This window comes from Flavobacterium rhizophilum, from assembly GCF_046000485.1.
GTDB classification, from domain to species: domain Bacteria; phylum Bacteroidota; class Bacteroidia; order Flavobacteriales; family Flavobacteriaceae; genus Flavobacterium; species Flavobacterium rhizophilum.
Window position 1 is genome coordinate 372497 of sequence record NZ_JBELQB010000001.1, and the last position, 23329, is coordinate 395825.

Annotated in this window: 8 protein-coding genes; 3 read left to right on the forward strand and 5 right to left on the reverse strand. The window is 38.8% G+C overall.

Annotated features, from left to right (window positions below; genetic code table 11):
- Positions 1–30 precede the first annotated feature (30 nt).
- The 5 genes from ABS768_RS01820 to ABS768_RS01840 form a co-directional block, all read right to left on the reverse strand.
- The gene (locus ABS768_RS01820; RefSeq protein WP_408073236.1) at positions 31–12420 is read right to left on the reverse strand and encodes a PKD domain-containing protein; all 12390 of its coding nucleotides are present in this window, start codon (positions 12418–12420) and stop codon (positions 31–33) included.
- Between the two features lie 663 nt (positions 12421–13083).
- Entirely contained in the window at positions 13084–15294 is a 2211-nt protein-coding gene (locus ABS768_RS01825) for a glycoside hydrolase family 3 C-terminal domain-containing protein (RefSeq protein ID WP_408073238.1), read from the reverse strand.
- Between the two features lie 14 nt (positions 15295–15308).
- Entirely contained in the window at positions 15309–17588 is a 2280-nt protein-coding gene (gene bglX / locus ABS768_RS01830; protein ID WP_408073240.1) for a beta-glucosidase BglX, read from the reverse strand.
- 259 nt (positions 17589–17847) lie between these two features.
- Positions 17848–19470 carry a DUF6377 domain-containing protein gene (locus ABS768_RS01835; RefSeq protein ID WP_408073241.1) on the reverse strand — a complete coding sequence of 541 codons (1623 nt, stop codon included), beginning with the start codon at positions 19468–19470 and terminating at the stop codon, positions 17848–17850.
- A gap of 389 nt (positions 19471–19859) precedes the next feature.
- Positions 19860–20633, reverse strand: coding sequence for a M90 family metallopeptidase (locus ABS768_RS01840; RefSeq protein WP_408073242.1), 774 nt, complete (start codon positions 20631–20633; stop codon positions 19860–19862).
- 182 nt (positions 20634–20815) lie between these two features.
- On the opposite strand from ABS768_RS01840, the gene ABS768_RS01845 reads away from it, so the two are divergent.
- From ABS768_RS01845 to ABS768_RS01855, 3 genes are all read left to right on the forward strand, one after another.
- On the forward strand, positions 20816–21067 hold the full coding sequence (locus tag ABS768_RS01845; protein ID WP_408073243.1) for a hypothetical protein: 252 nt from the start codon (positions 20816–20818) through the stop codon (positions 21065–21067).
- Positions 21068–21333: 266 nt separating this feature from the next.
- On the forward strand, positions 21334–22770 hold the full coding sequence (locus tag ABS768_RS01850) for an anthranilate synthase component I family protein (protein WP_408073244.1): 1437 nt from the start codon (positions 21334–21336) through the stop codon (positions 22768–22770).
- Positions 22745–23314 carry an anthranilate synthase component II gene (locus tag ABS768_RS01855; RefSeq protein ID WP_408073246.1) on the forward strand — a complete coding sequence of 190 codons (570 nt, stop codon included), beginning with the start codon at positions 22745–22747 and terminating at the stop codon, positions 23312–23314. The genes ABS768_RS01850 and ABS768_RS01855 overlap by 26 nt, the downstream gene beginning before the upstream one ends.
- Positions 23315–23329 lie beyond the last annotated feature (15 nt).

The window sequence follows — 23329 nt, forward strand, 5'->3', positions numbered from 1 at the left end:
TATTATTTAGTTATATATACTGTTAATACATTATCGTTTTAAATATAACCAGCCCTCTACCTTTTCAGAACCGTCTCCCAAATCAAGTACATAGAAATAGGTCCCCACAGGAAGTGTTTTCTCAGGACCGTCTGAAGTTCCTGTCCAGCTATTATCATAACCTTTGGCGCTAAATACCTCATCACCCCATCTGTTATAAATCCTGAGTACATTATTTGGATAATTGATAATACAGTCAATATAGAATGTATCATTATCCCCATCCCCGTTAGGAGAAAATTCACTATAAATATTAAGACATTTCGGACTTACAGAAGCACTATCTTCATTATTATCAGGATTATTATCTTCCTGATCTAATGATTCCAACCTTGCTATATTGAGATAATTACTATTATCTATAACTTTTACAGATAAAACAAGGGTTTCCATACCGTTTGCACTAATTTGCGGTATTGACCATATACTTGTAAGCGGATTATAATTACCTAAACTTGCCGTGTATGAATCAAATTCATATCCATTTGGTAATTCATCACTAACAATAACAGCAGTAGCATCAAGAGAGCTTAGATTCTCTGCTGTTATAGTAAAGTTTACCAAGGTATTCATTGCCGGCTCAGTCTCATCAACCGTTTTTGTTATGGCGATATCTACTCTAGGAACTTCAATAGACGCGGCATCTTCATCATCTTCACTCTGATCTCCGTCATCATTGTTTGGTGTACTATCAGGATCAAACTGATCACTATCCGTTATCTGGGCAATATTTTTATAATCCTCATCAGTCAGTCCTGTAGGGTCATATACTATAGCTTCATAGGTTAGCGTAATTCCCGATAGAGGTACATTAAGGCCAGACCATGTTATCGTATAGCCATTAAACATTCCGCCATCGCTTATGTTAGTCACATTATCATAACCAACAGGAATTATATCCTCAACCGCAACACCGGTTGCTGTAACCGGACCATCATTATTTATCTGTAATGTGAATACTAGTACTTCTCCCACATTAGCATTACTATTACTTACCGATTTATTCAGACTTAAATCGGCTACCTGTACAATTATTTCAAGGCTGGCATAATCATCTTCACTCACTATTCCATTACCCGGAGTACTATCAAGATCAGGAAGATTACTTTCCATAATTTCGGCAATGTTTAAGTATTCACCAGTATTGCCAACAGGGGCATTAACGGTGGCATAAACCAGTAAAGTTTGTGTACCAAGTGGTTGCACAGCGGCTGTTGTCCATAAACCGGTTGTATTGTTATAGGTCCCGCTTGTGGCAGTATAGGATATATAATTAAAACCTGATGGTAACGCATCCTGTACAATCACTCCAGTTGCGATTCCCGGTCCGTCATTAGTTACAGTCACTTCAAATGCTACTATATCACCTACATTATACGATGAGTTTCCGCTAATTGTATTTTTGGTAATAGAAAGATCCGCAAATACAACCTGAGGAATTACCGATATACTATCTTCATCATCTTCACTCTGATCTCCGTCATCATTATTTGGTGTACTATCAGGATCGGGTAAATCACTGGCAGTTACCTCGGTTATGTTTTCATAATTACCTGATGCATTTACTGTCGCAATTATCTGTAAGCTTGACGATTGCCCGTTAATAAGTGTTCCAACTGTCCATAAACCTGTAGTGCTGTTATAGGTTCCTGTTGTAGCAGTAAAACTATTATAAGTATATCCATCAGGTAATAAATCAGTTACCTCAACACCTGTAGCATCCTGCGGACCGCTATTAGTAACCACAACTTCAAAAATAACCTGTGAGCCCACAAGAGGAGTGGTATTGTTTACCGTTTTAGTTAAAGATAAATCAGCGGCTGTGGCGATTGGTGTAGTTATAACTGATGCGTAATCATCCTCGGTATCAACAGCGTTATTCGGAGTACTGTCAGGATCGGGCAAGTCACTGGCTGTTACCTCGGCTATGTTTTCATAATTACCTGAAGCATTAACCGTTGCTATTACCTGCAGGCTTACCGATTGCCCGTTAGTTAATAATCCGATATTCCATAAACCTGTAGTACCGTTATAGGTTCCTGTAGTAGCTGTAAAACTGTTATAAGTATATCCATCAGGTAATAAATCAGTTACCTGTACTCCTGTGGCATCCTGTGGACCATCATTAGCAACAACCACTTCAAAAATTATCTGTGACCCAACAAGCGGAGTGGCATTATTAACCGTTTTAGTTAAAGATAAATCAGCGGCTGTGGTGATTGGTACAGTAATTACACTGGCGTAATCATCCTCGGTATCAACAGCGTTATTTGGTGTACTATCAGGATCGGGTAAATCACTGGCAGTTACCTCGGCTATGTTTTCATAATTACCTGATGCATTAACCATAGCGGTTACCTGCAGACTTACCGATTGTCCGTTAGTTAATAATCCGATATTCCATAAACCTGTAGTACCGTTATAGGTTCCTGTAGTAGCTGTAAAACTGTTATAAGTATATCCGTCAGGTAATAAGTCAGTTACCTGTACTCCTGTAGCATCCTGAGGACCATCATTAGCAACAACCACCTCAAAAATAACCTGTGACCCCACAAGAGGAGTGGTATTGTTAACCGTTTTGGTTAACGATAAATCGGCTACTAAAGGAATAGGAATAGTTGTAACTGATGCGTAGTCATCCTCAGTATCAATTGCGTTATTCGGAGTACTATCAGGATCCAATACATCACTGGAGAAAACTTCTGCTGTATTTGTATAATCACCCATACTATTAACAACTGCTGTTATTTGAAGAGATATAGAAGTTCCTGATAATAACGGATTACCGATTGTCCATAATCCTGTCGAATCATTATATATACCCCCAGTCGCATTATAGGATACAAATGTATAACCGGAGGGAAGAATATCTTCTATTACAACTCCTGTTGCTGCTGCCGGGCCTTCATTACTAACCTCTATATTAAATATTACCTGACTTCCAACCAGTGGCGTATCATTACCTCCAACAATCGTTTTGGTTAACGACAAATCAGCAGTAGGTATAATAGGGTTGGTTATAGCAGTTGCATAATCGTCCTCGGTATCAACAGCGTTACCTGGTGTACTGTCAGGATCGGGTTCATTACTGGAAGTTACCTCTGCCACATTCAGATAATCTCCAGTTGCCTGTACTATACCATTTATCAAAAGAGTTTGAGAGGTCCCGGAAGGTAATGCGCTAATTAACCATTGCCCCGTATTACTGTTATAAATACCATCTGTTGAACTGGCAATTACATAAGAATATCCGGATGGTAGCAGATCTGTCACTACAACCCCCGTTGCTGTTTGAGGTCCATCGTTTGTAACTATTATTTCAAAAGTAACTCCATTACCAATTATCGGAGTAGTATTATTAACTGTTTTAGTTAGTGATAAATCGGCAAAAACTTCAATTGGCATTGTTATAGCACTCGCATAATCGTCCTCGGTATCTACTCCATTATCCGGTGTACTGTCAGGATCAGGTTCATTGCTTGAAGTAACTTCTGCAATATTGAGGTAGTCTCCTGACGGCTGTACTATAGCATTAATCAGAAGGCTTTCCGATGTACCTGCCGGTAATGTACCTACTGACCATTCACCAATAGTGCTGTTATAAATACCTCCCGTTGTAGTAGCTACCACATAAGAGTATCCTGAAGGAAGCAAATCGGTAACCACAACTCCTGTTGCTGTTTGAGGACCATCGTTTGTAACTATTATTTCAAATATAACCCCACTGCCTACAAGAGGTAAAGGATTGTTTACCGTTTTAGTTAAAGATAAATCTGCAGAAACCGCAATTGGGATTGTAGTAACACTAGCATAATCATCCTCAGTATCTAATCCATTGTCAGGTGTACTGTCAGGATCAGGTTCATTGCTTGAGGTAATTTCTGCCACATTAAGATAATCTCCCATAGGTTGTACTATACCATTGATTAAAAGAGTTTCAGGCATTCCTGACGGCAACGTACCTATTACCCATTCCCCAGTGGTATTATTATAAATACCAGCTGTTGTAGTAGCAACCACATACGAATAACCTGAAGGAAGCAAATCGGTAACCGCAACTCCTGTAGCAGTTTGCGGTCCGTCATTTGTTATGGTAATTGTAAATATAACTCCATTCCCCACAAGAGGGGTTGGATTGTTTACCGTTTTGGTTAAAGATAAATCTGCAGAAACCGCAATTGGGATTGTAGTAACGCTGGCATAATCATCCTCAGTATCTAATCCGTTTCCGGGTATACTATCGGGATCGGGAGTATCGCTTCCTGTTACTTCAGCTATATTCAAATAATTTCCGGTTGGTAATACACTTGCGTTTATTAATAAAGTCTCCGATATTCCTGAAGCAACAGTACCAACTTCCCAAATACCTGTTTGATTATTATAAATTCCGGAAGTTGTTGTTGCAACGATAAATGAATACCCATCAGGTAATAAATCAGTTACCTGTACTCCTGTGGCATCCTGCGGACCAGCATTTGTTACGGTAATTGTAAATACTACTCCAGAGCCTACCAATGGCGTAGGATGGTTAACTGTTTTAGTGATTGATAAATCTGCAGATATAGGTATAGGCACAGTTATTACACTAGCGTAATCATCTTCAGTATCAATAGCATTATTTGGTGTACTGTCAGGATCAGGCAAGTCACTGGCCGTTACTTCGGCTATGTTTTCATAATTACCTAAACCATTTACTGTCGCAATTATCTGTAGGCTTACCGATTGTCCGGTAGTAAGTGTCCCAACTGTCCATAAACCTGTAGTACTGTTATAGGTTCCTGTTGTAGCTGTAAAATTATTATAGGTATACCCATCAGGCAATAAATCGGTCACCTGTACTCCTGTAGCATCCTGAGGACCGCTATTAGTAACCATAACTTCAAAAATTACCTGAGAACCTACAAGCGGAGTGGCATTATTTACTGTTTTGGTTAACGATAAATCTGCGGCTGTGGCGATTGGTACAGTAGTCGCACTGGCGTAATCATCCTCGGTATCTACTGCGTTATTCGGGGTGGAATCAGGATCAGGCAAGTCACTGGCTGTCACCTCGGCTATGTTTTCATAATTACCTGATGTAGTTACTGTTGCTATTACCTGCAGGCTTACCGATTGTCCGGTAGTTAATAATCCGATATTCCACAAACCTGTAGTGCTATTATAGGTTCCTGTTGTAGCTGTAAAACTGTTATAAGTATATCCGTCAGGTAATAAATCAGTTACCTCTACCCCTGTAGCATCCTGCGGACCGCTATTAGTAACCACAACTTCAAAAATCACCTGTGATCCCACAAGCGGAGTGGCATTGTTTACTGTTTTGGTTAATGATAAATCTGCGGCTGTGGCGATTGGTACAGTAGTCGCACTGGCGTAATCATCCTCGGTATCTACTGCGTTATTCGGGGTGGAATCAGGATCAGGCAAGTCACTGGCTGTCACCTCGGCTATGTTTTCATAATTACCTGATGTAGTTACTGTTGCTATTACCTGCAGGCTTACCGATTGTCCGGTAGTTAATAATCCGATATTCCACAAACCTGTAGTGCTGTTATAGGTTCCTGTTGTAGCTGTAAAATTATTATAGGTATACCCATCAGGCAATAAATCGGTCACCTGTACTCCTGTAGCATCCTGAGGACCGCTATTAGTAACCATAACTTCAAAAATTACCTGAGAACCTACAAGCGGAGTGGCATTATTTACTGTTTTGGTTAACGATAAATCTGCGGCTGTGGCGATTGGTACAGTAGTCGCACTGGCGTAATCATCCTCGGTATCTACTGCGTTATTCGGGGTGGAATCAGGATCAGGCAAGTCACTGGCTGTCACCTCGGCTATGTTTTCATAATTACCTGATGTAGTTACTGTTGCTATTACCTGCAGGCTTACCGATTGTCCGGTAGTTAATAATCCGATATTCCATAAACCTGTAGTACTGTTATAGGTTCCTGTAGTAGCTGTAAAACTGTTATAAGTATATCCGTCAGGTAATAAATCAGTTACCTGTACTCCTGTGGCATCCTGCGGACCATCATTAGCAACAACCACTTCAAAAATTACCTGAGAACCCACAAGCGGAGTGGTATTGTTAACCGTTTTGGTTAAGGATAAATCGGCAGCTGTGGCGATTGGTATAATTGTTACACTGGCATAATCATCCTCGGTATCAATTGCGTTATTCGGAGTACTGTCTGGATCGGGTAAATCACTGGCTGTCACCTCAGCTATGTTTTCATAATTACCGGAATCATTTACTGTCGCAGCTATTATTAATGTTTCAGAATCACCACTTGCTAAGGTACCTATATTCCAAATTCCGGTTGTACCGCTATAAGTGCCGGAAGAAGCTGTGAATACATTATAGGTATACCCATCAGGGAGTAAGTCTGTCACCTCAACACCTGTAGCATCCTGTGGACCGCTATTAGTAACCACAATCTCAAAAGTAATCTGTGACCCCACAAGAGGAGTGGCATTGTTAACCGTTTTGGTTAATGATAAGTCGGCTGTTGGGGTTACAGGCGTTACAATTGCATTATCCTCATCATCCTCACTTTGATCCCCATCATCGTTATTAGGTGTACTGTCGGGATCAGGTAAATCACTGGCTGTCACCTCGGCTATGTTTTCATAATTACCTGTAGATAAAACTATAACATCAATTATCAAAGACTCTGAAGTACCACTATCCACAGTTCCTACATTCCATAAACCTGTATTCTCGTCATATAAACCGGCCGACGAACTGAAATTGACAAAATCGTATCCTGAAGGTAATAAGTCTGTTACCTGCACACCAGTGGCATTATCAGGACCGTCATTAGTTATAATAAGTTCAAAAGATATTTGTGTACCAACTAATGGAGTTGTATTCCCCGCAATTACACTTTTTGTTAAAGACAAATCGGCCGATGGGGTTGTTACAATTATACTAACATCAATTCCTGATTCGTCATCTTCACTTTGGTCACCATCATCATTATTTGGTGTACTATCAGGGTCCGGCAAATCGCTCGCAGTTACCTGAGCCGTATTAAAATGACTACCTCCGGCAACAGCAATGGCATCAAAAGTAAGGTTTAATGTAGCTCCGCTGGCTAATGATAATCCTGACCAGTTAATTGTACTATTGGCTATTTGGTACAATCCTCCGCTTGAAACTGACCCCGGTACCAAAGTATAGCCATTTGGCAGATAATCTTGCACTTCAACACCTGTAGCATCTCCCGGCCCGTTATTAGAAAGGGTAAGGGTAAAAGTAACTGTATCACCTTCGTTAACCAATACGTCTGACACATTTTTAACCAGTTCCAAATCGGCTTGTTGTAAATTTACAGTTGCCGAATCAAGATCATCTTCAATAAGACCATTACCCGGTGTACTGTCAACATCATTTTGATCAGCTGTAGCCACTTCAGCTATGTTTTCATAATTACCTGAAACTGTTACCGAAGCTGTTATTTCAAGAGTGGCAGAACTTCCGGTAGTAATACTGCCTATTGTCCATATTCCGGTAGTCGGGTTGTATGCCCCTCCTCCGTTATCACTTATATAGACATAGCCGTCAGGAAGCTGGTCTGAAACTGTGACCCCGGTGGCATTATCAGGACCCGCATTATCTACCTGAATTGTAAACACTACACTTTCACCAATACTAATAATACCCGGAGTTACTGATTTTTGCAATGAAAGATCTATTTGATCTACTGTTATTGTGGTATCATCCTGATCATCTTCACTCGCAATATTATTATTCGGGGTACTATCGGGGTCTATTTGATCAGATGCCGTTATCTGGGCAGTATTAACATAAGGCCCTATGCCGTTTATTGTAGCATTGAAAGTTAAAGTTACAATATTTCCGTTTGCTATTGCTAACCCCGACCATGTAACAGAATTGTCTCCCAAATTATATACTCCACTATTACTTACGGTACCCGGTACAAGTGTATAACCTGCCGGGATGATGTCTTTAACCGCAACACCCGTAGCATCTACACTTCCGCCTAAAGCATCATTATTAAACACTTCTATTGTAAAAGTTACTATATCTCCTTCGTTACCTGTGGTTGGTGAAACCGACTTACTTAATTCCAAATCGGCTAAGGCCACTATTTCAACCGTAACCTGATCTGTAGATGCATCACATGTACCATTATCCACATTCCACTGTAAGACATAAGTGCCAGCAATGGTGCCTGTAACCGTTGTTGTAGGCGATGTATTAAGTGTAAAACCAACTGTTGTAGGTCCTGAAATTTGCGTCCATCTTCCGGAACCTACAGTAGGTGCTGTAGCAGCCATAATTACAGGGGAGAACTGTGCTATCTGCTGATCCGGACCTGCATTTGCAGAAGATGGAGCCTCATATATAATAACCTGCATTGTATCCTGTGAAGAACATCCGTCATTATTAACAGTAGTCGCTGTCCAGGTAAATTCATAAGTCCCGGCTACCATATCAAAAATAAGTGTAGCCGGATCATTTAGTGATGCTATATTTGCCGTATTTGGACCAGAGGTCTGTGTCCATGTACCTAAACCTGATGTTAAAGGTACTGCAGCCATATTGGTTTGTGTTACGGCACATAATTTCTGATCTGCACCTGCATCAGCCTGAGTAGGCGGGTCATCATTAAATGTTATCGAAACCGTATCTACAGAAGGCTCACATAACGATGGATTTGTAAAAGGACCGTTAGTAACTGTCCATGTAAGTGTATAGGTACCTAATGTAGTAACATTAGATAAAGTTGTAACAGGATTATTAGGATTATCTATAACCACATCTCCTCCCGACGGATCATCAGCAGGGTTAGCGAACGACCATGTACCTATACCCACCGTTGGAGCAACTGCATTTGTCTGATAGGTTTGCTGGCAGGCTACAGTGTCATCGGGACCGGCATTGGCAATACTTGGAGCAGCATACATGTTGACACGAACAACATCTGAAAGGCTACGGCATGAAGCACTCTCAAAAACCCATTCCAAAACATACAATCCTTCAACCGTTAAGTTGGAAATCGTAGTATTCTCATCTGTAGGGTTATCAATAGTGGCAACACTTCCTGCTGGCTGATATAACCATCGCCATTCGGCTAAAGTAACATCTCCCGGTGGAGAATTTCCTGCCATAGTTACTGTTCCGCCAACATCGTCTATACATAATTTTTGATCAGATCCTGCATCGGGATCTACACTTGCTCCCGAAAATATTTCAACCTGTACAGTATCTGTAGATCCCGGACATGTACCTCCCGAAGTGAAATTAAAAGTATCGGTTTCATACTGAAACACGTATGTATTGCCCGGTATAACTGTTGCATTGGCCACATAACTGTTAGCAGGACTTTGTGTTATTGTTGAGGCTGGTCCCGAAACCTGTGTCCAGGTACCTGTGGAATTATCGTTACCTATAAGCTGTATACTAGTTACATCACAATAGGTGGCATCATCTCCTGCATTAGCAGGAGGAGATACTTCTATAACCATAGTATCTGATACGGGCGGACATAAAAAATAATCTTTACTCGATATGGTCCATGTAAAAATATAGGTCCCTGCGACCAAGCCAGATACCGTGGTGTTTGGATCACTGGCATCTGCCAGTATTGGTACATTAGGTGCCCCTGCTGAAAGTGACCACTCTCCTGTTTCAAAAAAAGAATCATACGAACTACCAGCTAATATTGTAGAGTCTCCTGCACAAATATCCTGATCCGGGCCTGCATCTACAGTGCCTACAGGCACATTAATGGTTAAATTTACATCATCAAAATTTGTTGAGCATATACCTGCGTCAACTGTCCATCTAAATGTATAAAACCCACTAAAAGTAAACGTAAATGTTGCATTAGGGTCGTGTTCATCACTTATCGTATAGCTTCCCGGTCCTGAAATTCTTGTCCAAGTACCCTGTGCTCCGTTAGATAAAGTAGCAGCCATTATAATAGTTTCATCACATACTTGCTGATCAGGACCTGCATCGGCAAGAGGAGTATCTGCCACTGTTACTACCATATCATCGGTAGAAGCATCACATATAGGGATTATCCTTTGTATACTCCATGTAAATGTATAGGTGCCATCAGACGGTATATTATGAGCTGTGGTATTAGGGTCATTTACATCATCAAATGTTATTCCTGCCACAGGACTTACTGACCATGTCCCTTCTTCGACCGCTATTCCGAATATTGTTGGATCATTAGCACTTAAAGTAACATCTGTAGTCCCTGATGGATAACAGGCATCCGGTCCTGCAATAGCTGTTGTGGGAGCCAGATTGGTATTTGTTGTAATCTCTACATCATCAAACACAGGCGCACTACAACCTGAAGACCCCGGATTTGAATATCCTATTGTCCATCGCAATACATAAGCAGAAGAGTCAGAAAGAAAACCTGAGGCAACTGCATTAGGATCATTAACATCAGAAAATGTTATTATATCAGGTCCTGAAACCTGACTCCATTCGCCATATTCTCCTGCCTGTGGCGCATTGGCAGACAGGGTTACTGTTCCCTCAACACAAATCGTATCGTCAGCACCCGCATCAGGAGGTGTTAAGGTTGAAGAAGACACATATACCTCTACATTAGCCGTAGAAAATCCACACCGTGCACCTTCTCCTTTAGTTATGTATTGAAAAACATAGGTTCCCGATACGAGACCTGTTACCGTAGTTTCAGGATCAAAATTATTGGTAATAGTTGCCTGATTAGGACCGCTAACCTGTGTCCATGCTGAAATACCAACAGCAGGAGGAACACCGGCAAGCTGAGTAGTTGTAATACCACAATCAAGACTAATGTTAGAACCTGCATTAGAAGGGGTTGGGTTACCAGATACAACTATAGTCATTGAATCAAACCCAAAATCACACCCAATAGGCAAATCACCATTAGGAACACGTGCAAATTGTATTATATAGGTACCCGCAACAGTTAAATTTATATTTAAAGTACTCCCCACATTTGAAGGAGAGGTAGGAAACGGACCGAGCGGAGATGCTGCCGGGCCACTTACTATACGATATCTGTTTACTCCATTACCCGTTGTTACAAGCGGAATTGAAAATTGGTTTTCATTACACCCCCCATGTATATTATTTCCTCCATTTGCTTCTATTGTACGTGTTGGTCCGCTAAAATGTACAATATAATCCTTTGTAAAAACACAACCTGTTACCGAGTTGGTTAGTGTATACCGAAAAGTATAGGGATCACCGGAATTTGAAATATTAGTTACTAAAGTAGTTGGATTATTAGGTGATTCAATCACAGCACCGGGGTCTCCTTCAATTTGTGTCCATTCTACCGTTTCACCGGAATATAAAGGGGTTTGCGCCTCTAAGGTTACCTGTGTTATTGTATTGTCACAAAAATAAATATTTTCATTCCCTCCTGATAGTGTTGTTACATCCTGAGTAGCAGCAGGCACAGTAATACTTACATCATCACTGCCTGAAACACAAGGACCAGTAACAGTCCATCGAAAAATGTATGTCCCTTCAATCAGATTATTTACAGAAGTTAAATTGCCATTAGGGCTGGTAATTACAGGAGTATTAGGTCCGCTAACAAATTCCCATGTCCCGCTTTGTCCGTTAAGGTTACACCCTCCAAAAGACCCGCTTAAATCGGCCGACTGACTTACTGTATAGCAGTTACCCAACGTTTGGTCAGGTCCCGCATATACGGGAGTTTGTCCTCCATAATTGGTAACTGTTATATCTGATGAGGATTGACAAAACTGACCCGGTGCATATTCTGGGCCTGTAATAGTCCAGCGTAATGTGCTTGTACCACAACTATTTTGCGGAAGTGTAATGGTAGATGTGGGCGAATTAGGAAAATTAATTACAACCCCTGCACCATTGTTGCCTACAATTTGCCATTGCCCGGTTTCCCCGCTATTTTCAGGAACGTTACCTGTTATCACCAAACTTCCCGACGAATTGGGGCAACTGGCAATATCGGTCCCGGCATTTGCAGTAGTTATGGGTTGTACAACAACAGTTTTATCCTGATAGGTATAAACACCGTCGCCACAAGTTGCCGAATACCTAAACACATAGGTATTACCTCCTGTGTATCCCGTTACCTCAGTATTAGGAGAATTAGGCGATACTATTATTACTGACGGTCCCGACACCTGAGACCATTCAGCAGGCCCAATTATAGGAGATGGTATATTACCACTCAAAAACAATACATCATTCTCACAGATAGTTTCATTCAAAACACCTGCGTTGACAGTACAGTTTTGGGCTTTTAAGGTTAATGTTCCAAATAAAAAGACAAATGCTAGACAAAACAACTTAGCAGCAAAGTCCCTTTTGGAAGAAAAACTTTCTTCAGGGTAGTATTGCTTCATGTATTGGTTGGTTAAATGATTGTTGTTATATGTTTTTTTTAAGAATTATAACCGATATTTAACTAAAGTTAAGAATTACAGAATTCTATCTTCTTAAAAAAATCATAAAACAACCTGAATACCAATACATTAATAACAAAAACCACTTTAACTTTTAAACTAAAGACACAACTTATATTTTAACTCTTTAAAACTAATTATCACTAGGTTATCTAAAATGACTATTTATAAAGATTTTATATTTGGACTCTAACAAGTCATCTTTGTTCCTATACATCTCTGATATAGACAAATAGTTTTTTGTAATATTTATCGATCTTTAGATAGAAATTACACCTCTATTGCACCTTGAATCTTGTAAAAGCCTGTAAAAAATATTTTGCTGATTTCTGAACAGGTGCAAAACAACACAAACAAAGCCCGTTAAATTCCTTTTTTACAGTAACTTAACGAGCTTTGTTTCATTTTTAGCCACTTTATATTTGGCGACGTTTGATTCAAACCTGTACATTCATTAATGTTTTAACAGTTCCGCTTCAGGGTAGTATATTGAGCTCAATACTACCCTTTACAGAACCTGCGTCAACCAAACGACTCTAACTAAATTTTTATATTATACTTTCTTACTGATTATTTTTTGGTTAGCCATTTACATGTTTGTATTTATTTCAGGGTAAATCTAACATCTCCCTGTATATCCCGAGAAGAAGCGCCTATTATTGCCCTGAAGCTACCTGGCTCGGCAACCCATTGATGTTTCTTATCATCAAAATAACTAAGATCCTCTTTAGCAATGCTAAATGTTATGGTCTTCTCTTCACCAGCCTTTAGATACACTTTTTCAAACCCTTTCAGCTCCTTAATTGGTCTTGGAAGTGACGATTCGGTATCAGAAATATAAAGCTGTACTACCTCTGCTCCGTCACGCTTACCTGTATTTTTTACTTTTACAGATACAGTAAGTGGTTCATCATCATTTACGGTTGTTTTATCAGCCTTTATATCACTATATTTAAATGTGGTATAGCTTAATCCGTATCCAAACGGAAACAATGGTTTTATGTTTTGTTTTTCATGCCATCTGTACCCTACAAAAATACTTTCCTTATAAGTTACCTCATCATCACCCGGAAATGCATTTAAAGCATGTGCTGCATTATCCTGTAACTTGACAGGGAAAGTAAAAGTTAGTTTTCCTGAAGGGTTTACATCACCAAACAGTACCGAAGCAATGGCATTTCCTGCTTCTGTACCTAAAAACCACCCCTGTACAATTGCCGGTACTTCTTTTTCCCATGGCATCGCTACTGCGTTACCGGAAATATTTACATATACAAAATTACTATTAGCTTTTGCCAAGTCACTTATTAGTTCATTTTGCCCATAAGGTAACTCAAGCTCTTTACGGTCATTGCCTTCACTATCCTGAAAATCACTTTTATTCAGTCCGCCCACAAATACAACGATGTCAGCCTCTTTAGCAACACGTAAAGCTTCTTCTCTAAGCTCTGCAGCACTACGGTCATCTTTAAGATTTTGACCGGAAACTACTCCGTTATAGTCTCCGCTGGCATCACCTACATAACCTCGGGCATAAACGACCTCAAAATCATTTCCAGCCCTACTCTTTATTCCGTCAAGCGGAGAGACTTCATAGCGCACCTTTAGTGAAGAGCTACCCCCTCCTACGGTCATCATCTTAATAGCATTTTCCCCTATAACAGCAATTTTTTTATGCTTTTTTACATCCAGTGGTAATAGTGAGTTTTTATTTTTTAGAAGTACAATACCTTCTTCTGCTATAGTACGGCTCGCTTTTGCATGTGCATCTGTACCGAAAGAGCCAAATGGCCTGTTCCTATTCATTGTAGTCCTGAAAGAAAGGCGTAATATGTTCCTTACCTTATCATCCAGTTCTTTTGTTCCTACCTCACCCGATTCTATCAACTCAAGATATGGTGCTGCCATGTAGTAATTATCATAAGCATTACTCTTGCCCCACGTAAGTCCGTCGGTCCAGGTACCAAACTCAATATCAAGTCCGTTATAAATCGCTTCTTTGGTATCATGAACACCACCCCAATCGGCCACAACAACACCGTCAAAACCCCATTCACCACGTAAAATATCCTGAAGTAGGTATTCATTATGGCAGGCCTGCTGACCTTTATACTTATTATAAGCTCCCATAATAGCCCATGTACCTCCCTTTTGTACCGCAGCTTTAAAAGCCGGAAGGTAAATTTCATAAAGGGCACGGTCGTCTACAATCACATTTACACCATGCCTGTTGGTTTCCTGATTATTAAGAGCAAAATGCTTTACACAGGTTGCCACACCGTTAGACTGAACCCCTTTTATATAAGGCACAACCATTTCTCCGGCAAGGAAGGGATCTTCTCCCATATACTCAAAATTCCTACCATTTAGCGGGCTACGGTAAATATTTACTCCGGGGCCCAGTAGTACATTCTTATTACGATAACGGGCTTCCTCTCCAAGGCTTTTACCGTAAAGAAGTGCCATTTCCCTATTCCATGTTGCAGAAAGTGCTGTAAGAGCCGGAAACGCAATACACGAATCATTGGTCCAACTAGCCTGTTCCCACTCATCCCACAGTACTTCCGGACGAATACCGTGAGGCCCGTCGGTCATCCAGTTTTCAGGGATACCGAGTCTTGGTACACCCGGTGAACTGAATTTTGACTGTGCATGTATCATGGCTATTTTTTCCCTTGTAGTCATTTTGGAAAGTGCATCTTCAACACGCTCTTCCATAGGTATTGTATCATCAAGATAGACTGGTAGTGCCTGTTGTGCTTTGGCATTGAAAGCCAAAAGGAATAAACAGGCTAAGGTGATTTTACGTATCATATACTGTTTCTTTATTATTTAAGATTGAATGAGGCTGTTTTAACGGCATCGCTGCTACTTCCTATCATAACACGGAAAGCACCCGGTTCACTGGCATACTGTAGCTGGCTATTATAAAATTTCAGAAGATCTTCTGTAATAGTGAAAGTGATTGTTTTTGATTCGCCTGCTTTAAGGCTTATTTTCTCAAACCCTTTTAACTCTTTAACAGGTCTTGAAATACTGGCTTCCATATCCCTTATGTATAACTGTACCGTTTCCTTACCTGTTCTGTTACCTGTGTTTGTAACTGTAACACTAGCCTGAATACTACCTTTGGCAGTCATCTCTGTACTACTAAGTGTAATATCTGTGTACTCAAATGTAGTATAACTTAACCCGTAACCAAAAGGATATAAAGGTGCATTTTTCTCATCCATATAGTTGCTCCTGAACTTCTCAAAACCTTTATCTGAAGCCGGTCTTCCTGTCATTAAATGATTGTAATACAACGGAATTTGTGCAACACTCCTTGGGAAAGTAGAAACCAGTTTACCACTAGGGTTAACATCACCAAATACCACATCACCTATAGCCTGTGCAGCTTCACTTCCGCCAAACCACACATTAAGAATTGCTGGTACATTTTCCTGCTCCCAAACCAATGTCATAGGGCGTCCTGCAAACAATACCAATACCACAGGCTTACCTGTTGCCACCAGTTTTTCTAACAATCTCTTTTGAACTGCCGGAATACCTATATCGGTACGGCTGCTTGACTCTCCACTCATTTCAGATGCTTCACCCATAGCTGCAATAATTACATCTGCCTTTGCTGCTATAGCCAATGCTTCTGCAGTTAGTTCTTCTTCGCTTCTGTTTTCACGGGGTATATCTCTGCCAAACATAGTGGCTGCCTGCTGCATTTTAGGATCACTTAAAAGATTTGAACCTACAGCATAAAGTATATTTGATTTTTTTCCTGCCACATCTTTTAAACCTTCTAAAAGTGTTAGTGGTTTATCCAGTTTTGCTGCTACACTCCATGTTCCTACCATATTAGATGCAGTATTTGCCAAAGGACCTATAACTGCAATGGTTTTAGTTTTATCTAACGGTAAAACATTATCTTCATTTTTTAAGAGTACAAAACTCTCTGATGCTGTTTTTCTTGCTATTGCCCTATGCTCTTTGGTATAAATATCCTTTTTGGCTCTCTTGCTGTCGCAAAACTTATAGGGGTCTTTAAAAAGCCCCAGTTTATATTTAGCTTCCAGTATACGGCGACATGCCTTATCAACTTGTTCTAAATCTACTTTTCCTTCTTTAATCAGTCCTGAAAGGTTATTTAAATATCCTTCAGATACCATATCCATATCCAGTCCGGCATTAAGGGCCAGTTTACTGGCATTTTTCATATCGCCTAGGCCATGACTAGGAATTTCTCCTACACCATTATAATCGGCAACGATAAAACCTGTAAAATTCCACTGATTGCGTAATACTTCTGTAAGCAGCCATTTATTAGCGTGAGCAGGTACCATATCGACAACATTAAATGATGCCATAACACTACCTACACCCTGCTCTACAGCAGCTTTGTAAGGATAGAAATAGTCATTATACATACGAATGTGGCTCATATCTGCCGTGTTATAATCACGTCCTGCCTCTCCTGCACCATAAAGTGCAAAGTGTTTTACACATGCCAGTATATTTGAGTTTTCAGAAAATGAATTATCCTTTCCCTGGTAACCTTTTACCATCGCCTTAGCAATAGCACCGCCTAAAAAGGGATCTTCACCACTTCCTTCGGAAACACGTCCCCATCTTGGATCTCTGGCAATATCTACCATAGGGCTAAAAGTCCAGTTAATTCCGTTTGCACTGGCTTCAATTGCACCAATTCTTGCCGACTGCTCTATGGCATCCATATCCCAGGTACAGGCAAGCCCCAGTGGTATAGGGAAAACCGTTTCATAACCATGTATAACATCCATCCCGAAAAGCATAGGGATTTTCATCCTGCTTTCTTCAACCACTATTTTTTGTATTTCGCGTATCTTATCTGCTCCTTTAATATTGAACATTCCCCCTACCTGTCCTTTACGAATTTTCTCTGCTATATTACTGTTACTGCCAAGTCCGGTAATAATATCGCCTTCGCTTGGAAGGTTTAACTGACCTATCTTTTCATCTAAGGTCATTTTGTCCATAAGGTTATCTATGAAATTATCCATTTCAGTATTCCTCTGCTGGGCTACTGATGGCAGACCTGCAAGTAGAGCAAGTACTACTGTAATAATTTTTTTCATTGTATTTCGTATTAAGCGCCGTTAATTACCGACAGATTTTATTGAGGGTAAAACTAAAACGTTATAGTAGCAATACGAAATACTATAGGTCATAATGTAGAACACATAAAACCATTAAACACTAATAATCAACTAACTACATAAAATAATTAATTATAAATTGTAGTTGTTTTGCAGTGTTTATGTAGAAGGAAATGGGGTAATTATAGCCTCATCATTACCACAGCATATAATAAAAACGAGAAATTTAACAATTGACTTAACCTATAATTTTAAGTCTTTCTTCAAATTCTTCACGTGATATTGCTACTTTATTTCGCACCTTAGTACGGTAATTATAAATGGTACTCAAAGAATATCGTAAAAAGGAAGCTATCTTAACTGCATCACTAATCCCGAGTCTCTCCAGTGCAAAAATTCGTAATTCGGCATTCAGTAATTCACCGGGCTTGAGTTCAATTTTTTCCTGCGGCAATAACATGTCATTAAACTCACTTACGAAATTAGGATACAGATTTATGAAAATTGTATCAAATCGTTCATATAACTCATGAAGTTCCTCATTGGTCACACTACTTGATTTTAATATTTTAGACAGCTCATCAAACTGTTTGTTCATAGCCTTTTTGTTCAGCTTCTTTCTATAATCATCAAGCTTGGCTATGTAGGAAGAACAGATATCAAAAAATTGCGCTATATACTCCTCTTTCACCCTATTGGACTCATGAAGCTGCGAATTAAACACCTTAAGTTGTTCATTGGCAGTTTTAAGCTCCATGTTAAGATTCTTTTGCCTTTCACCTGATATAAGAAGCTCTTCCTTGACTTTTGAAATTCGTCTCATCTGGCTATAAACATAGACTACAGCTAAAATCAAAAAGAAGCTGAGAATGCTTATTAAAGTAAGGTAGGTTCGTAAAGTACTTTTGGCTGCATTTTCTTTTTCCCGATACGAAGCGTTTATAATTGAATAAAATTCAGACATCATAAGGGTTCTGAATTTTACATTACAAGCCACAGCATCTTCAAGTGCCGACTGTGCATATTTATAGGCTAAATCAATTTTACCCTGATAGTAATAATATATCGCAAGGTTTTGTATAGCACCATGATCCCTAATACCATTTTCAATATCAGTAACTGCTGCAAGGCAATAATACCTTATACCTTCCTCCTGCTCATCTTCCCGCATATAAATATCCCCTAAAAGGTAAACGTACATGGCATAATCGGGATCTCTTACCGTGCTGTTACGTTCCATTTTCTCAAGCAGTTCATGAGCCTTTGAATAATCCTTTTTGTACATTAATTGCTGGGCCAAATTTATTTTGTACTTATTAGAGTCTCTATTAAGTACCTGCAACAGGGAATCTCTATATACCTCTATTTGTTTTGCATAATGCTCACTTGGATTATTGGTTGTATAATGCTCGTAAAACTGACTGTAAAACTCATAATATAAAGCTTTAAGATCATTTGATTGTTTGGTAATATTAACACCGTCCAGTAACGACTGCGATTCCAGAAAATTTCCTTTTGAAGAATATAGGTTTGCCAGTTGTATTGATGAACGGTCTCTGTGGTATTTACTATTAAGTTTTTTCCCTATAGAGATGTTCCTGTTTATGTAGTAAATAGCACTATCAAGATTAAATTTCCTGTACTGCTTATAGAGCTTTTCATTAATCCCATACTCCTCTTTTAAATCCAAACCGGGAGTAATTTCTTTTTTGTAACCTGCGATTTTTTTTCTTTTAATTTCTGCAAAATGCTCTTTTTGCATTAAGGCATTATCCAGTTCCTGCCTTGCAGAAGATAAGTCCTGCCCGCTTAATCCAAGAAATGATAATATGGCAACAAAAAAGATAATAAGTGATTTCAAAAAGAAAGGTATTTAATGAATTAAGGCAAATATATGGAAATAGGTAAAATTTTGTTACTTGAATTTCCCAATTAAAAAACCTGCTCTCTTCTTTTTACAATGTTAATAATATTTTTTTGATACTATTTTAAAAGATAAGTTTCTATTATGGTTCACCCTGTCTAAAATAATAGGTTAGTTGGTATTTAGTATGACCTTACCATATCTGTATATACATATCGTAGAATATTTAATAAAACTTCCTGTTGTTTTGTTCTGCCTTAAGGGCAATAACATTAATCTAAAACTAGTCTCTTCGGGAGTGAGATTGATTTTTTAGGTTATTAGGTGCATTTATTGCTAAACCACACAATAACTTATTTAAAACAAGAAAATTTTCGCCGGAGTTTTTATTGCTTATTTGTATTAAAACACATTTCCATCATTTTATATAACTCAGGATGTTTACGTTTTAATAAATCAGGTCGTTCAAAAAAATACTCTGACGCTACAGCAAAAAATTCAGCCTGATTTGTACCTCCATATTCGCGTATGTCTGACTTATCATCATTAATAGCTTCCATCTTTTTATGTATCAAATCCAACCACGGTATTGCATATTGGTGCCCCAGCAATTTCTCGGGAACCCCGTCTACAAGTCCGTCCATTTTATCAATTAAGTGTACAAACTCATGTATACCTGTATTCCCTTTATCTGTAGTATTAAAAAAACCGTGATATAAAGCTTTTCGGGACAAAATCATCTGGTTTTCAAACCTACCTGTACCTACCAGTCCGCCTATGTTACGTGACTTGGCCGTATCGGCAAAATCAAGATCTTCGTTAAAATAATCAGGATACAACAATACACCACTAAGGTTATAATAATGCCATTCGGTAAAACCAAATACAGGAATAACAGCACTACAGGCTACTAATATTTTGTCTAAATCAGTTACTTCAAACTGAACCCCTTCTATATACACCTCACTAAGAAACTGCATAATACGTTTTTGAAATTCGGTTTGCCTCTCAGGTGTAAGGTTTCGGTAAAACAATACATTATCCAACAATAATTGGTGCCAATGTGACGGAAAAGGTTTTGCAACGGCCTTTTTAGGCTTTTTCAGAATAAAGAAAAGTGCGACGATTATAATTACCGCAACAGATATGATGTAGTTCATGAATTTCTATTTGTCCATAAAGATAATATTAAGATTTTATATAGAATTAAATTTATCAATATGCCATTAAGTAAAAAAATACGTTTCTATCTACATTAAACTCACTTTACACTTCTTAACAATTGTTATCGTCTAAAAAAGAATAGATGCCGAATTTTGCTTTATAACTAAAAAAGATAAAAATGAAAGCAGAAGAACTTTTACCGGATAATCAAAACCAGGTAACCATTAACGGACAGGAAATAAGAAAAGGAAGTATAGGAGCTTTTCTCCTAAACTGTAAGACTGTAATCAACCTGGATAAAAACTCAAATGAGTACAAAACAGCTATGAGTAACATTAAAGAACAGGCACTCCTTTTAGAAAAAATAGGCTTGTTTGAAGTTTTTGAAGTAAAAATACCTGAAATAAGAGAAGCTTTAATAAACTCATAATAAACGTGTTACAAACAACTTATTTAAAGGCAGGTATTCTTTTTTTATATCAAAAAAATATTAAAGTCTTTTGATATGTAATTTATTTGTTTTAATGTTGCATTAAATATGACAACAAATATCCTAAATAATAACTGGTGGTGGTTTACAATAAATATTGTGAACAGCTAAGTTATTATATATACTCAAAGGATACCAATATACACGGGCCCGCTGTTCACTAACAGCGGGCTTTTTGTTTTTAATTCACTTTTAAATCCTAAAATATGAACACAAAAAAGATGTATTCATCCTATAAAAAAATCTCGTCAGATACGCTGACACCCATACAGGTATACCTAAAGGTACGGGATAGTTTTGAAAAACCGTTACTACTTGAAAATTCAGAGATACTCAACAGGAAACACGGTTACTCCTACATTTGCCTTAATCCGCTTTCCAGTATCCATATTGAAGATAAAGGCTTTTATATAGATAATGAAAAGGTTGACTGTAATCAAAGTATTACCGATTTCATTTCCGGTTACATCAAATCCTTCTCTGTAAAAAAATTCAATTTCCCTTTCACCTCAAACGGACTCTTTGGATACACCGGATATGATACTATACAATATGCAGAAGACACTAAACTGAGTAAATCAGGCGAAAGTATACCTACCCTTTTCTATGCTGTTTATCAGTATGTTTTGGTTTTTGATCATCAATATGACGAACTCTACATCTTCTCCCATCACACAGAACAGGAAACAGCTGAAAGCAATCTTGATAATATAAGCTCACAAGTAGTAAACAAGCCCGCTAACGTTTACGACTTTTATACCATAGATAGTGAAGAAACCGAAATTGATGACAATAGTTTCAAAAACATGGTAAGTACTGCAAAAAAGCATTGTCTGCGCGGAGATGTTTTCCAAATGGCACTTTCCAGAAAATTTACCCAGCACTTTAACGGAGACGAATTTAACGTATACCGGGCTTTGCGCAGTATTAATCCTTCACCTTATCTCTTTTACCTGGATTACGGCAGTTTTAAACTGTTTGGGTCATCTCCCGAATCTCAGATTATTTTAAAAGATAAGAGGCTTACAGTGCACCCTATAGCCGGAACTGTAAAACGAAGTGGTAACGAAACCGAAGACATCCTAGCTGCTGAAAGACTGAAAAACGACCCTAAAGAAAATGCCGAACATGTTATGCTCGTAGATCTTGCCCGTAACGACCTTGGTAAAAATGCTACCGGTGTTACCGTAAACTACTATAAAGAACTTCACTCCTATTCCCATGTTATCCATATGGTATCTGAAGTTTCGGGAGAACTGAGAGAAAACCATCAGGCTTATAACGCTTTACTGAATGCTTTCCCAGCCGGTACACTAAGCGGAGCCCCTAAACACAAGGCCATGCAGCTCATTCATGAGTATGAAATATCAGGACGTAGTTTTTATGGTGGCAGTGTGGGATACATTGACTTTAATAATCAAACCCAGCACGCTATTATCATCCGTTCGTTTTTAAGTAAAAACAACATACTGCACTATCAGGCAGGTGCAGGTATAGTACATTCATCCAATGAAGAAAACGAACTGCAGGAAGTAAACAATAAGATAAATGCATTAAGGAAAGCTATCCGAAATGCCAATTCAGATACTAATTTAAAAATGATTAATAAAACAGAAGATGAAACGGTTGCTAATTTTAGATAATTATGACAGCTTCACTTACAATCTGGTTCAGCTTGTAGAACAGGTAAGTGATATAGAGTTTGAAGTACATCGAAACGATAAGATTGCCCTCGCGGAAATAAATCGTTTTGACAAAATACTTCTGTCTCCCGGCCCCGGTATTCCCCGCGAAGCAGGTTTACTGCCCGATATTATCAAAACCTACGGTGAAACCAAAAGTATTTTTGGTGTTTGCCTTGGGCTACAAGCTATTGGTGAAGCTTACGGAGGCAAACTTAAAAATCAGGAACAGGTATTTCATGGCATTGCTACAACCATTACCATCACTAATCCTGATATTATTTTTGACGACTGCCCTAATAACTTTTTAGCCGGACGTTACCACTCATGGACCGTAGACAATAACTTTTTACCCGATACTCTTGAAGTCACAGCTACAGATGATAACGGAAACATTATGGCCATAAAACACAAAACACTGGATGTTCGCGGTGTTCAGTTCCATCCTGAATCTGTACTTTCTCAATACGGTAAACAGATACTTCACAGCTGGCTTAGCGCCTAACTCTTCCTTTCTATA

Bases quoted from the DNA above. Each gene is read 5' to 3' on its own strand.
- bglX (WP_408073240.1), bottom strand. From the start codon at position 17,588: ATGAAAAAAATTATTACAGTAGTACTTGCTCTACTTGCAGGTCTGCCA.
- ABS768_RS01825 (WP_408073238.1), bottom strand. From the start codon at position 15,294: ATGATACGTAAAATCACCTTAGCCTGTTTATTCCTTTTGGCTTTCAAT.
- ABS768_RS01855 (WP_408073246.1), top strand. From the start codon at position 22,745: ATGAAACGGTTGCTAATTTTAGATAATTATGACAGCTTCACTTACAAT.
- ABS768_RS01850 (WP_408073244.1), top strand. From the start codon at position 21,334: ATGAACACAAAAAAGATGTATTCATCCTATAAAAAAATCTCGTCAGAT.
- ABS768_RS01845 (WP_408073243.1), top strand. From the start codon at position 20,816: ATGAAAGCAGAAGAACTTTTACCGGATAATCAAAACCAGGTAACCATT.
- ABS768_RS01820 (WP_408073236.1), bottom strand. From the start codon at position 12,420: ATGAAGCAATACTACCCTGAAGAAAGTTTTTCTTCCAAAAGGGACTTT.
- ABS768_RS01840 (WP_408073242.1), bottom strand. From the start codon at position 20,633: ATGAACTACATCATATCTGTTGCGGTAATTATAATCGTCGCACTTTTC.